Genomic DNA, 15,245 nt, shown 5'->3' with positions numbered 1-15,245 from the left:
GTTAGAGGCAACACAAAACCCACAGGCACAAAAAAGCCCGCAGCGACGGCGGGCTTTTTTGCGTTCAGCCACTCAGATAGGGCGGCTGCCGTACTTGTTGTCCGGCTTTTTGGGCGGGTCGGCGACCACGTTGGCCTCGACTTCCTGCACCTTGCCACCGCGCGACAGGAACTCTTCCATCGCCTTGGCCAGGGCATCACGCTCTTTCTGCTTGGCTTCCATGCTCGGCATCTCGTCTACCGAGACCGCCGCCTTGGATTTGCCCTTGGCAGTGGGTGCCGGGCTGCTGTCGTCGTCGCCAGCGTCTTCGGCGCCATCGTCAGCCGCCGCTTCGAGGCCTTCATCAGCCTCGTCATCGTCGCCTACTTCGAGGTCATCATTTTCCAGATCGTCGTCGCTCATGTTCTACCTCATGACTTGCGAAAAGCAGGTTAGTTATAGACCAGTGCAGCCGTAGACCGGCAGCCACCAGTGAAAATTCAACTGGCCGTGGGTTAGGCCACTGCCCTTGAGTCTGCGCTCCTGATGGGAGGCGGCACCCAGCAGGCCCTGCTCCTGGCAGGACCTGACAAATCCATTAGCCCCTGCTGGCCACACGCTATTGGCAAGCCTAGCAAAGGCTGGCGAAGTGTGCGGACTACTCATCAAACACCCTTCGGCGCGCATTCTAGCGCGCTCGTGGAAAAAGCAAAGCACCATAAATGCCCCACGACTTGTAAGTTTTCTGCCTACGTCGCGAACGTGCCAGATAAACCGTTTGCCGAGCGGGAAATGTTAAAAATCTGACAAAAAAATGCCCGGCAAGCCGGGCAAGTTTTTACCGCGTCGCAGTTACAGGTTGTAGCCGCGCTCGTTGTGTTGAGCCAGGTCGAGGCCGACCGACTCTTCTTCTTCGTTGACCCGCAGGCCCATGACCACATCCAGCACCTTGAGGATCACGTAGGTGACGATGGCGGTGTAGACCACGGTGAAGATCACGCCCTTGGCCTGTACCCAGACCTGCATGCCGATATCGGTGACGGTGCCGAAGCCGCCCAGTGCCGGGGCTGCGAACACGCCGGTGAGGATGGCGCCGATGATGCCGCCAACACCATGCACACCAAAGGCGTCCAGCGAGTCGTCATAGCCCAGCTTGCGCTTGAGGGTGGTGGCGCAGAAGTAGCAGATCACACCCGAGGCCAGGCCGATCACCAGGGCGCCCATCGGGCCCACGGTACCGGCAGCCGGGGTGATGGCGACCAGGCCAGCAACCACACCCGAAGCAATGCCCAGGGCGCTCGGTTTGCCGTGGCCGATCCACTCGGCGAACATCCAGCCCAGCGCCGCAGCAGCTGTAGCGATCTGGGTGACCAGCATGGCCATGCCCGCGGTGCCGTTGGCGGCAGCGGCAGAGCCTGCGTTGAAGCCGAACCAGCCGATCCACAGCATGGCGGCGCCCATCAGGGTGTAGCCGAGGTTATGCGGAGCCATCGGGGTGGTCGGGTAACCCTTGCGCTTGCCCAGCACCAGGCAGCAGACCAGGCCCGCGATACCGGCGTTGATGTGCACCACAGTGCCGCCAGCGAAGTCCAGTACGCCCCAGTCCCACATCAGCGCACCGTCACCGCTCCACACCATATGGGCGATCGGCGCGTACACCAGGGTGAACCAGATGCCCATGAACACCAGCATGGCGGAGAACTTCATGCGCTCGGCGAAGGCACCCACGATCAGTGCCGGGGTGATGATGGCGAACGTCATCTGGAAGGTGATGAACACCGCTTCAGGGAACAGCGCGGCGGCGGAAGTCAGGCTCTGGGGCGTGACGCCGCTGAGGAAAGCCTTGGAGAAGCCGCCGACGAAGGAGTTGAAGTTGAGCACGCCCTTTTCCATACCCGTGGTATCGAAGGCCATGCTGTAGCCGTAGACGACCCAGAGAATGCTCATCAGGCCGGTGATTGCAAAGCACTGCATCATCACCGACAGCACGTTCTTGGAACGCACCATGCCGCCATAGAACAGGGCCAGGCCCGGAATGGTCATGAACAGCACCAGCGCCGTTGCGGTCAGCATCCAGGCGGTGTCGCCGGAGTTCAGCGCTGGGGCAGCTTCGTCTGCCAGGGCGAGCCCGGGCATTACGAGGGACAATAGGGCTCCTAGCCCTGCGATCTTACGCAGAGTCATGTTGTTTTCTCCTGGGGCGTTGGGTTTGGTGAGGCTTTGTTGCTGCTTAGATCGCGTCGGTATCGGTTTCGCCGGTACGGATACGGATCGCCTGCTCCAGATTCACCACGAAAATCTTGCCGTCACCGATCTTGCCGGTGTTGGCTGCCTTGGTGATGGCTTCGATTACCCGATCAAGGTCCTTGTCATCGATGGCGACATCGATCTTCACCTTGGGCAGGAAATCGACCACGTACTCAGCACCGCGATACAGCTCGGTGTGGCCCTTCTGCCGACCGAAACCTTTGACCTCGGTAACGGTGATGCCCTGCACGCCGATTTCCGACAGCGACTCGCGCACGTCGTCCAGCTTGAACGGCTTGATGATGGCTGTGACTAGCTTCATGAAACTCTCTCCCGATTTGGTGGACTTGCCCCAGGAAAACAAACCCGTCTCAAGTCTAAGCGCAGCGGTTGGCTTTGTAACGCGTCGTCGGCATCCGGCTCCGCGTGCGCACTGCCTGGTCACAAGGAACTGCATCAGTGCATGGCTCGTACAGGTCTTTGCAGAATCCTTGCCAGTTCCGACAAAGCGCCGAAAAACAGAGCGTTATGTGATTTAGTCGGGATTGGCCAGTCGCCAGCATGGAAAACATGCACAGTTTCGGTGCGCAGCAGCGGGGGAAGTTGCGCGAAAAATGTGCAACCGATGAAAAACCGCCAGCGATCTTTTGTGGGTGCGGGCTTGCGTTGCGATGGGTGTGCGAAGCGCCCCACGATTTGCCTTGATGGTGATATTTCCAGGGCCGCTGTGCGCGCTCCCAAAGGCCAATGTGCACTCAAGCGCCAGGTGTGTGCGTGCTACACTGCCGGCCATTTCTCCGTTTCAGTGGACAGCCCCATGCTCGCGCCCAAAGCCCTCCTTGATGCCCTGAGCGACCAGGCCTCGCGCCTGTTCAGCAGCGATACCGCCCAGCCCCGCGCTGAACTGGAAAGCCAGTTCAAGGTGCTGATGCAAGGCGCTTTCAGCAAACTGGACCTGGTCAGCCGCGACGAATTCGACAGCCAGATGGTCGTGCTGGCACGCACCCGTGCACGCCTCGAGGCCCTGGAAAAGCAGGTCGCCGACCTGGAAGCGCGGCTGAACCCAACTTCACAGGATGAGTGAATGCAGCCCTCCAGCGCATACCCGGTACTGTTGTTTTCCTACGGCACCTTGCAGGATAAAGCCGTGCAACTGGCCAATTTTGGCCGTGCTCTGAGCGGCCAGGCCGACCGTATGCCGGGCTACCGCCTGGACTGGATCGAGATCACTGACCCGGACGTACTGGCGACCAGCGGCAAGTCCCATCATCCCATCGTTTCCCCCAGCAGCCAGGCCAACGACAGCGTGGCAGGTATGGTCTTCCAGATCAGCGAAGACGAACTGGCAGCGGCGGACCGCTATGAAGTTGCCGACTACAAGCGTGTCGCCGTCACCCTCGCATCGGGCCTGACAGCCTGGGTTTATGTGCGCGCCTAAGCCCCTCCGATGCAGGTTGAACCCGTAACGACTCGGCGTGGGTAAAGGCCTGTTTCGGTGGTAGCTCACTTGCATGCAAGCTGCCGCGGAACAACGCCGCCCCGCACTGAATAAACAACGTCTTCACCCGGTTGTGCGAATTGAGGATCTGGGCCTGGATAGCACCAATGGCCGAATCCCTTGGTTGCAAACTGGCCGCTCGGTTGACCCATTCGATGGCGGCAAAGCGGCTTTGCTTGCGGGTGCCATGCCCCTGCATCCAGGCCAGCCCCAGTTCGGCGCTGGCACGCCCTGCAAGCCACGGGTCCGGGTGCTCGACCAGGCTCAGCAGGTAAGCAACCGCCTCACTTCGCTCCTGCGCCTCACCAAACCGGCGTAACAAAATCCCCAGGTGCAACCTCGCACACGCATTGGTCTGCCCGTTGCCCAGCGCGTCGACAAGCAGGCGCCTGACCGCCAGCATGGCACTGCGCTCGTTCAAATCCTCATCGCTGTCCATGCGCAGGCAGGCCAGGTTGTATTTGGCCTGCCTGCTGCCCGCCTCCACCGCACGCTGCAGCCAGTACCCGGCGGCCTCGTCATCCAGGTAATGCGCCGGGGTATTGTCCAGGTCGCCATGGTGCAGCTCGTACAAGGCCAGGGCAGCACCCGGCAGGTTCAGTTCGGCGCAGCGTTCATACAGGTAGCAGGCAACTTCATGCCGATTGGCTGCCCACAGCACCCGTGCCACTTCAAGCACTTCGAACCCCGGTGCCTGGCCCGCGCACTGGCGATTCACCGCCCGATGCAACCATAGCCTTGCCTGCTCGGCCGAGCGTGGCAGCGCCCACAGCCCGAAACGGTGCCCGACCGCGCGTAGAGCACAGGCAGCAGCATGTGAACGGCCGTCGCAAAGGCGCTCAATAGCCCCGTGTAACAGTTGCCTCTCATCTACCATGCCATCGCGCAGTATCAGCTCGACCAAACAGCGAAACGGCACACCCATGGCGCGAATGGCGCCGAGATCGGCATTGCACGCCAAGCTCGCGGCAAAATCGCGCATAGCGCCAGCATGGTCGCCCAATGCCCTGCTGTGCAGCGCCCCCCGCCATGCCAGAACGACAGCACGTTCCCTGGACCTCAACGGGCGTTGTGACCAGTCTTCGAGCACGTCCTGCCAGTCGGCGACGGCCTGCAACGGATCAGCCTGTCGCAGCATCAGCCGGCCTTCGACGGCCATCCAGTGCAGCGCATTACGCAAACGCTCGTCCCAGGTTGCGCACAGCGGGCCATTGATCAACAGCTCAAACGCATCGAGGCTGTCGCGCCAGCGGGGCAGCAGGTACACAGCAAGGGCCTGGATCGCTTCGAAGCAGCCGGGGCGGGCGATCAGCGCATGGCGCAGCCAGTAATAGCAAGGGTCCTCGTTTTCATGGTCGACCCGCTTGCCCAGGTAGCGCGGCAGCGACTGTGGCAGCTCGGCCAAGGGCAACAGCCCATGCCTCACCAGCAACGGCGCTGCAGCTTCCTGTACCTCTACATCGGCATGGGCACTGGGCCTGAAGCGTGCAGGCTCCCCCTGAAACAGTTGCAGCAACCAACCAGGCTCATGGAACTGCGCACTGATGCGCAGCATGCCAATGGCCGCTGCCACGGGGTGCGCAGAGCGGTCCATTGCACGCAACAGGTGCGCGGTGGCGGATTCACAAATTTGCGCAACAGCCAACAAGCGCGCAGCGTTGCGTGGGCCATCAACCTGCACCTGGCAGGCCCGGTGGAAGCAGTGCATACCCATTACCACTTGTGGGTGGTAAGCCCTGGGGCACGCGTCAACCCAGGCTCTGAGCACTTGGCTCAGGGCCCTGTCGCCCTGGTTTTCCTGGTCGAGCAGCATGTGCCCTTCAATGGCCGCCAAGTAGGCCGGGAACTCGCCGGGCGGGGCTTGGCGCCATTGAGCCTCAAGCTTGTCAAAAAAGCGATTGAGTTCAACGAATGCACTGGCCTGCACCAGTTCGCGGATTACCTGGCGCGTGCGGGTGAGCGTTTGCACGGAGCAATACCTCAAGTCCATTTGAAAGAAGATGCGGTGCCATCCCATGGCAACTGCAGTTGCTCAATAACACTAAGCCATAGCAGGTACCTGCGCAAAGAATATTGGATCCATTTTTTGCTTCAAGGATGAAAAACACAGGAGAAAACCCTGCCCTGTAAAACCACGACGCACACTTCTAGCGCCTGCCATGGCAGCACTGGCTATTCTTTGCCCTGCCGCAGGAAGCGGCATTTTCCAGCAACAACGGAGTGTTCATGTCCCTAGCCCTCGTCCACAGCCGCGCCCAGGTAGGCGTGCAGGCACCGGCGGTCAGCGTCGAAACCCACCTGACCAATGGTTTGCCCCATCTCACCCTCGTCGGCTTGCCGGAAACCACGGTCAAGGAAAGCAAGGACCGGGTGCGCAGCGCCATCGTCAACTCCGGGCTGAACTACCCGCAACGACGCATTACCCAGAACCTCGCCCCCGCCGACCTGCCCAAGGATGGCGGCCGATATGACCTGGCCATTGCCCTGGGCATCCTCGCCGCCGATGGCCAGGTGCCGATTGCCACCCTGGCCGATATGGAATGCCTGGGCGAACTGGCGCTTTCGGGGAAATTGCGCCCGGTCCAGGGTGTGCTCCCTGCCGCACTGGCCGCGCGCGAAGCAGGCCGGGCGCTGGTGGTACCACGGGAAAATGCCGAGGAAGCCAGCCTGGCAGGCGGGCTGGTGGTGTATGCGGTGGGCCACCTGTTGGAGCTGGTCGCACACCTGAACGGCCAGGTGCCGTTGCCGCCCTACGCCGCCAACGGTCTGATCCTGCAGCAACGGCCCTACCCCGACCTGAGCGAAGTGCAGGGGCAACTGGCAGCCAAGCGTGCCTTGCTGCTGGCTGCGGCCGGGGCGCACAACCTGTTGTTCACCGGGCCGCCCGGCACCGGCAAGACCTTGCTCGCCAGCCGCCTGCCCGGGCTGCTGCCACCGCTGGACGAACACGAAGCGCTGGAGGTGGCAGCCATCCAGTCGGTCAGCGGTAATGCGCCGCTGAACAGCTGGCCACAGCGACCCTTTCGCCACCCCCATCACTCTGCCTCCGGCCCCGCGCTGGTCGGTGGCAGCAGCCGACCGCAACCAGGAGAAATCACACTCGCCCATCACGGCGTGTTGTTTCTCGACGAGCTTCCGGAGTTTGAACGGCGCGTGCTGGAAGTGCTGCGCGAGCCACTGGAGTCAGGTGAAATCGTAATTGCCCGAGCCCGCGACAAGGTGCGTTTCCCCGCGCGCTTCCAGCTGGTGGCGGCGATGAACCCCTGCCCTTGCGGCTACCTGGGCGACCCCACTGGCCGCTGCCGCTGCAGCACCGAGCAGATCGCACGCTATCGCAACAAACTCTCCGGGCCACTGCTGGACCGCATCGACCTGCACCTGACCGTGGCTCGTGAGACCACCACGTTGAACAACCAGCCATGCGGGGAAACCAGTGCCGATGTCGCCGTCAGGGTGGCTGAAGCGCGGGAGCTGCAGCACAGGCGACAAGGGTGTGCGAATGCATTTCTCGACCTTGAAGGGTTGCGGCGCCATTGTGGCTTGGCACCAGCGGACCAAGTCTGGCTGGAGGGGGCGTGCGAGCGATTGACCTTGTCGTTACGGGCAGCGCACCGGCTGTTGAAGGTGGCGCGGACACTGGCGGATCTGGAGGGGTGCGCTGCGATAGGCCGGGCGCACCTGGCCGAGGCCCTGCAGTACCGGCCGGGGAGCAGCTAGGCGATGGCGGTCAAGGCGTACAGGCACATTACTGGCCGCCAGCCAAAGCCTCTTCAACCGCCTTCAGCAGCACCTCTTCGGAAAACGGCTTGCCCAGACAGGCCTGCGCCCCTTGGCCCGTTGCTGTACGCACCGCGCCATCATCCCAATGCGCCGACATGCAGATCACCGGTAACGCCCACTGCAGCCGCGCGAGCTCGCGCTGCACCTCCAGCCCGTTCATTCCCGACATCTTCAGGTCGAGCAACACGCAACCCGCCTGCCGCGCCAGCTCAGAGGCCAGGAACACCTCTCCGCCAGCGAACGACAAGGTCTCGAACCCGGCCGAGCGCAGCAGGTTGGCCAGGCTTTTGCGCACCGAAGCATCGTCATCGACGATGCATACCCATCTGCTCATGCGCCGGCCAGGCCCTCGGGCTGTGCACCAAGCACGTTGTGCATGGCGACCAACTCCACCAGCGAGCGGGACTGCATCTTGTTCATGATGTTCTTCTTGTGCACTTTGGTGGTCACCTCGCTGGTGCCAATCTGCCTGGCAATCTGCTTGTGGGAAAGGCCATCGACCACCAGCGAGAACACCTGGCGCTCACGCGGGGTCAGGCGCTGGTACTTCTCCTCTACCTGCCGCGCGTGGCGCCATTTGCGCCCATCGGCCACGGCACGCAGGCGCACAGCCTGCAGCAGCGTCAGCAACTGGTCTTCCTCAAAGGGCTTGGTCAGGAACTCCACGGCGCCGGCACGCATGGCCTGCACGGTCATCGGAATGGTGCCGAAGCCGGTCATGAACACGATCGGCCAAGGCAAGGCCAGCCGGCGCAGCGCTTGCTGCACTTCGAGCCCGGTGGTATCGGGCAGGTGCATGTCCAGCAACAAGCAGCCATAGGGGGTTGCGAGGCGAGCCTCGAACAACGCCTCGGCACTGGCAAACAGATGGTGCGGAATATCCTGCGAGCGCAGCAGGCGGCCCAACGCCGTGCGTACCGAGGGGTCGTCGTCCACCACCAGCACCGGCACGTCCAGGCTGTGGCCTGATGGCTCTGGCGTGTCGACGCCACTCCACAACGGCAAGTGCTCATGGGCACGACCAGGCGCATCAAAGCTGATCTCGGCGGCCAGACGATAGCCGCGCCGTGGCACAGTCTGGATCAGCCCACGGTCACCAAACGCCTTGCGGAGCAAAGACACCTGCACCTGCAGGTTGTTGTCCTCGACCACCGTGCCGGCCCACACCTGGCTGAACAACTCGTCCTTGCCAACCACCCGGCCCTTGGCCCTGATCAGCGTGGCCAGCACCTCGAAAGCTCGACCGCCCAGCAGCATCGGCTTGCCATCGAGAAACACTTCTCGCCGCTCCAGCGACACCTGGGCATTGCCTATTCGGATCATGGCTTCCTCGCATGGGCGTGAGCGTTTGCGCAGCCCCGGGCAGCCTAGGCCAGCATACGCGTTCAGACAATTATCCCGAGGGATAGGTTGGCCACTGCACTATACAAGCGCCAGGCACAGGCCAGGGGGCGATAACGGACAACAGCGTCCCCGTTCCTGCCAAGCGGGCTGTAACCCGCGTCCGCACTGGGCCCGCTGCGTATACTCGCGGCTCGGGATGTCGCTAGCAGGGGGTGCCATATGCTTGATGAACGCCTTGCCCACAGGCCTTTGGATTACGATCAGTCCGTCGACGAGGGCTGGCTGAACCGCTGCGACATCACTGCATTGGGGCAGGAAGGCGAGCTCAGCTACTTTCGTCTGTGCGACCCCGCTACCCAGCAAACCTGGGTCGCAGTGCGCGCGCCGCTTGAGGCCCCCTCCGCCTGTCAGCGCCTGGAGCGCGACTACCGGCTGGAGCTGGACCCGCAATGGGCCGTAATCCCCTGCGCGTTCGTGCGTTCAGCCGAAGGCCCACTGTTGGTGTACCCGGCCGGCCACTGCATCGCCGACCTGCTAGCCGAAGGCCCGCTGGCCCTTGAGCCATTTCTCGACATCGCGGTGAACGCTGCGACTGCATTGGCCCAGGCCCACAAACGCAATGTGCTTCACGGTGCCCTTCAGCCAGCACATGTGTATTTGCAGGGTAACCAGCGGGTGCGGTTGGGCTGCTTCCGCGCTACCCCCACGCAGCTGATCAGCGAACAGGGCACGCCGCTCGGTAACTGGACCTACCTGGCCCCCGAACAAGTCTGCCCGCACGGCAGCACCAGCGACCAGCGAAGTGATATTTATGCGCTGGGTGCAATTCTCTACCAGCTGCTGCTCGGCGAGCTGCCGCTGGCAGGGCGCGACACCCAGCACTGGCGCCAGTTACATGCCGGTGTACAGCCAAGGGCGGCCTGCGAAGTGGACAGCAAGGTGCCGCAGCCACTGAGCAGAGTGTTGAGCAAGGCCCTGGCCAAAGAGCCGGGCGCCCGCTACCAGAGCGCCCACGCGCTGGCGGTGGACTTGGCCTACTGCCAGCGGCAATGGGCTGACAGCGGGCACATGGCGGCTTTCGAGCCAGGTTGCGCCGACCCGGTTGCCGCCAATGACAGCCGCCTGTATGGCCGCGGTGCAGAGCAGAAGGCCATCGCCCTGCTGCTCAAGGGCATGCGCCGCGACAGTAAGCCACAAGTGCTGCATATCAACGGCGCCGCCGGCATGGGCAAGTCGAGCCTGGTCGAGGCGGCACTCAAGGCCAATGCCGAAGGGTATTGGGCCGTCGGCAAATGCAACAGCCTGACCCAGGCTGCACCCTACGCGCCCTGGGTGGGAATCCTCGGCGCGCTGACCACCCAACTGCTGGCCAAGAACAGCCAGGATCTCGACACCCTGCGGCGTGACATCCTGCGCCGCATCAAAGGCCACGGCCGCTTGCTTGGCAAGCTGGCGCCAGACCTGCAGCTGGTTGTCGGCCCACTGCCTGACCTGCCAGCCAAACCCACACGCCTGGCATTGCAGAAAGAATTGCGCGCAGTCGTGGAATTTTTCCAGGTGTTCAGCCGCCCTGGCCTGCCGCTGGTGCTGTTCCTCGATGACACGCAGTGGGTCGATGACGCCTCTCGGCAGTTGCTGGCACAACTGTTGGCCAACATGCCCGATAACCTGCTGCTGATCTTTGCCCGGCACAATGACGGCAACGCGCCACTTGCCGTCCCCACCTCGGTGCGCAGCACCACCCTAAACCTGCGCCCCTTGGCCGTGGGTGCAGTGGCCGAGCTGATCGTGGAACGCTATCACGTCGACCCCGGCCCGGCGTGGCAACTGGCCGAGCAGGTACATGCCAAAACGGCAGGCAACCCATTCTTCATCCACCAGATTCTCTGGGCCATGGTCGAGGACCAGCTGTTCACCTTCGATACCCAGGCCATGCGCTGGTCATGGTGCCTGAAGGCAGTGGCCCGGCACCGCTACTCTGACAATGTCGCAGACCTGATGATCCACCGCCTGGCGCGCCTGCCCGCGCCGCAGCGCGACGTGCTGCGCGTTGCCAGCGCAGCGGGCAGTCGATGTGATGAACGCGTGTTGCAGCGGGTCCTCGCAAAACCCCTGGGCGATCCGTTGCAGGCTCTGATTGGCGCGGGTTTCCTGCTGTCGAGCCAGGACGGCCTGGGCTTCGTTCATGACCGGGTCATGGAAGCGGCTTATCAACTGACGCCGGTGCACGAGCGCGAATCGTTGCATGCGCGCATTGCCCTGGCCATGCTCCGGGCCTGGCCAGAACGTGTGCAGCAGCTGCCGTTCGAGATCGCCCACCAGCTGCAACGCGCCAGCCCACGCGGGTTTGCCGCGGATGACAGCGCAGTCTTCCTGCAGCTTTTACCCGAAGCCGCACTGCGTGCGCGTGACAGCGGCGCCCATGAGCAGGCCGCCGGGTATCTGCGCACAGCCGAACAACTGCTTGACCACGGCAGCACGCTGGAAAACCGCGCCACACTTGGCTTTGCCATCGCCAGCATGGCGGCGGAGTGCGAGCTGCAGCTGTCGCGCATGGCCGCCGCCGAGGCCCGGCTCGGCGAATGCCGCCAGCGCGCACGCTCAATGCTGGAGCGGGCCAGGGTGTGCCAGTTGCAGGCTCGCCTTGATACTCTGCGGGGCGACTATCAGGCAGCCATTGATAGTGCACTGTGCGGCCTGCAGATGCTGGGTATCTGCCTGGCGCCGGGACTAGACCCGCAACAGGTGGCTGCCAGCCATGCCCGCGTGCAAGCCTTGATCGAGCAAAAAGGCCGTCACTGCCTGGAGTCGCTGCCCCGCACCGACTCGGAAGAAGTGGCCCTGGCAATGGGTTTGCTGGCCACCCTGTCGTGCTCATTCCTGGTGCAGGACGACCTGTGCTTCCTGCACCTGGCCAAGCTCATGGAGCTTTCGCTGTTGCACGGTGTTGCCCCAGGCAGTGCCTACGGCCTGGCCTGGTACGGGGTGCTGTGCGCCGAACGCTTCGGCACCTACCACGATGGCCACGCATGCTGCCTGGCGGCGCTCAAACTGATCGAGCGCCACGGCCTGGAGGCAGACCTGAGCAGCGCCCTACTGGCCCTGGACCAGGTCAGCGCCTGGACTTCACCCATGGAATTGGCCCGCCGCACAGCCCTGGAGGCTGTCGACTCGGCGCACCTGAGCGGTGACCTGGCGATGAGCTGCCATGCCTGTAACCACCTGGTTTCCGACTCGTTGATCATGGGCCGCTACCTGCCGGAGGTGGACGATGAAATAGCACAAGGCCTGGCTACCGTGCGCCGCCATGGCTACCACGATGTCGAACAAATCCTGCTGGCCCAGCAAGCGTTCGTTGCCAGCCTCGGCGGCATGCCCTGCCCGGTTTCAGCTGCGCCCTCGAACTCGCCCACCACACGGTTCTTCCAGCACCTGTTTGCCGGCATGTGCGCCTTCTACCTGGGCAACCACCCGCAGGCCATGCGCAACCTGACCTTGGCAGGCGATTACACTTGGGCCGCGCCGGCGCATATCAACCTGGCCGACTTTCACCTGTTCCGCGGCTTGGCCCTGGGCAGCCCTGAAGCCCCCGGCAGCCTTGCCGACAAGCTGCGTGAACTGCAGGCCCTGCGTGAGCGCTTCGTGCACTGGGCAGGCTTCAACCCGGTCACGTTCCGCAACAAGCTGCTGCTGATCGAAGGGGTCATCGCCAAGCTCGAGGGCGACGGGCTGGCAGCCATCCGCTGCTTCGACCAGGCGCAGATCGCCGCCACCGCCGCCGGTTTCATCCATGAACAGGCGCTGGCCCACGAGCAACTGGCTGAAGTGTGCATCCCCAGCGGCCTGATTTCCGGCGCCAACCTGCACCTGCGCATCGCGCGGGACTGCTTTCATATCTGGGGCGCAACCGGCAAGGTGCACCAACTGGAGACACTGCACCCGTTTCTGCGGACCCAGCCAATCCAGGAGACCCAGCGTGCCACCCACCAGGCCAGGCTAGACCTTGAGGCCGGTATCCAAGCCGCACGGGCGTTGTCCGAAGAGGTGCTGCTTGAGGGCCTGATCGAAAGCCTGATGGGCAACCTGACCCAGCATTCCGGCGCCGACCATGGTGCGTTGCTGATCGTCAGTGGCGCCGAATTCCAGATGGCCGCCCTTGCGTTCATCGACGATGCCGGGCTGCATGTGAGCATGGACAACTGCCAGAAATTCATGACCCAGGCACCGCTGTCGGTCATCAACACCACCATGCGCACGCGCAAGCCACTGGTGCTTAATGATGCCCAAAGCGATTGCCCCGAGGCTTTTCGCCAGGAACTGAACTTACGCAACGCTCGCTCGGTACTGTGCCTGCCTCTGGTGATCCAGGGGGTGCTGATCGGCCTGGTGTACCTGGAAAACCGGCTGGTGCCCAACCTGTTCGGCAGCCAGCGCCTGGCCATGCTGGAAATCCTTGCATCGCAGGCAGCTGTGTCGCTGCAGACGGCCAAGTTCTATACACGCCTGGCCGAAGACAACCAGAGCCGCGCGCAGATGGAGGCAGAACTGCGCCACTCGCGTGCAGAGCTCGCGCGCACGGCGCACCTGCAAGTGATGAACGAGCTGTCGGCATCGATTGCCCATGAGATCAGCCAACCGCTGCTGGGCATCACCGCCAATGCCGCTGCCAGCCTGCGTTGGCTGAAACGCGCAACGCCCAACCTGGACGAAGCGATTGCCGGCCTGGAGGACATCCGCAACGACAGTGAGCGTGCCGCCAACATCGTGCGGGCGCTGCGCTCGCTGGCCCGGCAGTCACCGATGCAACTGAAGGCAGTGAAGCTGGACGAGCTGATCCGCGAGGTCGTGCGTTTGACATCCGCCGATGCCACCAGAGGTGCAGTGGACGTGCAGACGCAGCTACAGGCAGGGGTCAGCGTGATGGCCGACCCGGTGCAGTTGCAGCAGCTGGTGTTCAACTTGATTACCAATGGCCTGGAGGCGTTGGCAGGGTATCGCAGCAATGGCGTGCTGCGGATTGCCTCGGCACAGGCTGGAGAGCGGGTGGAAATCTGCGTGGACGACAACGGGCCGGGGATCCCGCCCGAGGAACGGGAACGGGTGTTCGGGGCGTTCTACACCACCAAGAGCAGTGGCATGGGCATGGGGCTGGCGATTTGCAGTTCGGTGGTGCAGGCCCATGGTGGAGAACTGCAGGCGCTGGTGTCGGAGCTGGGTGGATGCCGGATTCGTTTCAGTCTGCCGGTGAGTCATTCGTAGCCTGGGCCGGCCTGTTCGCGGATAAGACCGCAAAGCGGCCGGCACAGGGTTGAATCACCGTGAGGTCAACGCCGTGTAGCTGTTCATCAGGTTGCGGTAGTTGGGGATACGCTGCGACAGCAGGTTGCCCAGCCCTTCGATGTCGTTGCGCCAGTCGCGGTGCAGCTCACACGCCACCGAGAACCAGTTCATCATCTGCGCACCCGCCTGGGTCATGCGCACCCACGCCGCCTGCTGCACGGTTTCGTTGAAGGTGCCCGAGGCATCGGTGACCACGAATACTTCAAAACCCTCCGCCAATGCCGACAGGGTCGGGAACGCCACGCACACGTCGGTGACCACCCCGGCGATGATCAGTTGCTTGCGGCCAGTGGCCTTGATCGCCTTGACGAAGTCTTCGTTATCCCACGCGTTGATCTGGCCAGGGCGGGCGATGTAGGGGGCGTCCGGGAACATCTCTTTCAGCTCGGGCACCAGCGGGCCGTTCGGGCCCTGCTCGAAGCTGGTGGTGAGGATGGTTGGCAGGCCGAAGAACTTGGCAAGGTCGCCCAGGGCCAACACGTTGTTCTTGAATTCGTTGGGTGAGAAGTCCTGCACCAGCGAGATCAGGCCGGTCTGGTGATCCACCAGCAGGACCACGGCGTCGTCTTTGTTCAGGCGCTTGTAATCGGGTTGGCTCATCGGGGTGACTCCTTGGGTTGGGAAAGCGGCCGGCACTGCCCGCAAGGGGGTATACCAGAGGATAGCTTCGGCTTAAGGAATGGCGTGCGCCTGGCGCCAGGCGTTCGGCGGTTGGCCGACCAGGCGGCTGAAGGCGCGGGTGAAATGGGCCTGGTCGCAAAAGCCGCACTCCAGGCTGACGTGGGTGATCGGCGCCTCGGTCGCGAGCAGGCGCTTGGCCTTTTCCATACGTGCCAGCAGGCGCCACGCCTGGGGCGATAGGCCGGTATTGACCTTGAAGGCGCGGGAAAAATGGCTGCGGGTGAGGTTGCACACGCCAGCGATCTCGATGATCGACAGCGAGCTGCGCAGCATCAGCTCCTTGGCCTGGCGCAAGCGCGCTGGCGTCAACGCACCAGGGGCTTGCAGCGGTGGTTGGGGTGTCCCAGGGGGCATGACGACTCTCCTGTTCAGTGAG

12 protein-coding genes are annotated in these 15,245 nt (G+C 63.3%); 4 read left to right on the top strand and 8 right to left on the bottom strand.

Annotation, left to right across the window (positions count from 1 at the left end):
• Positions 1-72 precede the first annotated feature (72 nt).
• The 3 genes from sutA to glnK all read right to left on the bottom strand — a co-directional run bounded on the left by sutA (position 73) and on the right by glnK (position 2,548).
• A complete protein-coding gene (sutA, locus tag OO258_RS04260; protein ID WP_110743369.1) occupies positions 73-402 on the bottom strand; it encodes a transcriptional regulator SutA in 330 nt (109 codons plus the stop codon).
• 429 nt (positions 403-831) lie between these two features.
• On the bottom strand, positions 832-2,163 hold the full coding sequence (locus OO258_RS04255; RefSeq protein ID WP_266028975.1) for an ammonium transporter: 1,332 nt from the start codon (positions 2,161-2,163) through the stop codon (positions 832-834).
• 46 nt (positions 2,164-2,209) lie between these two features.
• Positions 2,210-2,548 (bottom strand): P-II family nitrogen regulator, encoded by a 339-nt coding sequence (glnK, locus tag OO258_RS04250; RefSeq protein ID WP_002555808.1) that lies wholly within the window; start codon positions 2,546-2,548, stop codon positions 2,210-2,212.
• A gap of 495 nt (positions 2,549-3,043) precedes the next feature.
• Between glnK and OO258_RS04245 the strand changes: the two genes are divergently transcribed.
• Positions 3,044-3,310, top strand: coding sequence for an accessory factor UbiK family protein (locus tag OO258_RS04245; protein ID WP_110743371.1), 267 nt, complete (start codon positions 3,044-3,046; stop codon positions 3,308-3,310).
• Positions 3,311-3,664, top strand: a complete 354-nt coding sequence (locus OO258_RS04240; protein ID WP_266028974.1) for a gamma-glutamylcyclotransferase family protein — start codon at positions 3,311-3,313, stop codon at positions 3,662-3,664. It begins immediately after the preceding gene.
• Here OO258_RS04240 and OO258_RS04235 read toward each other — a convergent pair.
• Positions 3,618-5,693: a DUF4034 domain-containing protein gene (locus OO258_RS04235; protein ID WP_266028973.1), complete on the bottom strand. Its 2,076-nt coding sequence runs from the start codon at positions 5,691-5,693 to the stop codon at positions 3,618-3,620. The two genes, OO258_RS04240 and OO258_RS04235, sit on opposite strands and share 47 nt — an antisense overlap.
• Positions 5,694-5,950: 257 nt before the next feature.
• On the opposite strand from OO258_RS04235, the gene OO258_RS04230 reads away from it, so the two are divergent.
• On the top strand, positions 5,951-7,441 hold the full coding sequence (locus OO258_RS04230) for a YifB family Mg chelatase-like AAA ATPase (protein WP_110743376.1): 1,491 nt from the start codon (positions 5,951-5,953) through the stop codon (positions 7,439-7,441).
• Positions 7,442-7,469: 28 nt separating this feature from the next.
• Here the strand turns inward: OO258_RS04230 and OO258_RS04225 are convergent, their stop codons facing one another.
• Both OO258_RS04225 and OO258_RS04220 read right to left on the bottom strand, forming a co-directional pair.
• Complete coding sequence (locus tag OO258_RS04225; protein WP_110743377.1) at positions 7,470-7,838, bottom strand: response regulator transcription factor; 369 nt, start codon at positions 7,836-7,838, stop codon at positions 7,470-7,472.
• On the bottom strand, positions 7,835-8,827 hold the full coding sequence (locus tag OO258_RS04220) for a response regulator (protein ID WP_266028972.1): 993 nt from the start codon (positions 8,825-8,827) through the stop codon (positions 7,835-7,837). Before OO258_RS04220 ends, OO258_RS04225 begins: the two co-directional genes overlap by 4 nt.
• A gap of 240 nt (positions 8,828-9,067) precedes the next feature.
• On the opposite strand from OO258_RS04220, the gene OO258_RS04215 reads away from it, so the two are divergent.
• Complete coding sequence (locus OO258_RS04215; protein ID WP_266028971.1) at positions 9,068-14,107, top strand: ATP-binding sensor histidine kinase; 5,040 nt, start codon at positions 9,068-9,070, stop codon at positions 14,105-14,107.
• A gap of 54 nt (positions 14,108-14,161) precedes the next feature.
• Here OO258_RS04215 and ycaC read toward each other — a convergent pair whose 3' ends face one another.
• Both ycaC and OO258_RS04205 read right to left on the bottom strand, forming a co-directional pair.
• Positions 14,162-14,788: an isochorismate family cysteine hydrolase YcaC gene (ycaC, locus tag OO258_RS04210; RefSeq protein WP_266028970.1), complete on the bottom strand. Its 627-nt coding sequence runs from the start codon at positions 14,786-14,788 to the stop codon at positions 14,162-14,164.
• 72 nt (positions 14,789-14,860) lie between these two features.
• On the bottom strand, positions 14,861-15,223 hold the full coding sequence (locus tag OO258_RS04205; protein WP_110743380.1) for a helix-turn-helix domain-containing protein: 363 nt from the start codon (positions 15,221-15,223) through the stop codon (positions 14,861-14,863).
• Between the last annotated feature and the right edge of the window lie 22 nt (positions 15,224-15,245).

This window comes from Pseudomonas sp. DCB_BI, assembly GCF_026240995.1.
In the GTDB taxonomy this organism is placed as follows: Bacteria; Pseudomonadota; Gammaproteobacteria; order Pseudomonadales; family Pseudomonadaceae; genus Aquipseudomonas.
The sequence above is the reverse complement of the archived record's forward strand: the minus strand, read 5'-3'. Positions and strand labels throughout refer to the sequence as shown.

Bases quoted from the DNA above. Each gene is read 5' to 3' on its own strand.
- sutA (WP_110743369.1), bottom strand. From the start codon at position 402: ATGAGCGACGACGATCTGGAAAATGATGACCTCGAAGTAGGCGACGAT.
- glnK (WP_002555808.1), bottom strand. From the start codon at position 2,548: ATGAAGCTAGTCACAGCCATCATCAAGCCGTTCAAGCTGGACGACGTG.
- OO258_RS04215 (WP_266028971.1), top strand. From the start codon at position 9,068: ATGCTTGATGAACGCCTTGCCCACAGGCCTTTGGATTACGATCAGTCC.
- OO258_RS04205 (WP_110743380.1), bottom strand. From the start codon at position 15,223: ATGCCCCCTGGGACACCCCAACCACCGCTGCAAGCCCCTGGTGCGTTG.
- ycaC (WP_266028970.1), bottom strand. From the start codon at position 14,788: ATGAGCCAACCCGATTACAAGCGCCTGAACAAAGACGACGCCGTGGTC.
- OO258_RS04230 (WP_110743376.1), top strand. From the start codon at position 5,951: ATGTCCCTAGCCCTCGTCCACAGCCGCGCCCAGGTAGGCGTGCAGGCA.
- OO258_RS04220 (WP_266028972.1), bottom strand. From the start codon at position 8,827: ATGATCCGAATAGGCAATGCCCAGGTGTCGCTGGAGCGGCGAGAAGTG.
- OO258_RS04225 (WP_110743377.1), bottom strand. From the start codon at position 7,838: ATGAGCAGATGGGTATGCATCGTCGATGACGATGCTTCGGTGCGCAAA.
- OO258_RS04245 (WP_110743371.1), top strand. From the start codon at position 3,044: ATGCTCGCGCCCAAAGCCCTCCTTGATGCCCTGAGCGACCAGGCCTCG.
- OO258_RS04240 (WP_266028974.1), top strand. From the start codon at position 3,311: ATGCAGCCCTCCAGCGCATACCCGGTACTGTTGTTTTCCTACGGCACC.
- OO258_RS04255 (WP_266028975.1), bottom strand. From the start codon at position 2,163: ATGACTCTGCGTAAGATCGCAGGGCTAGGAGCCCTATTGTCCCTCGTA.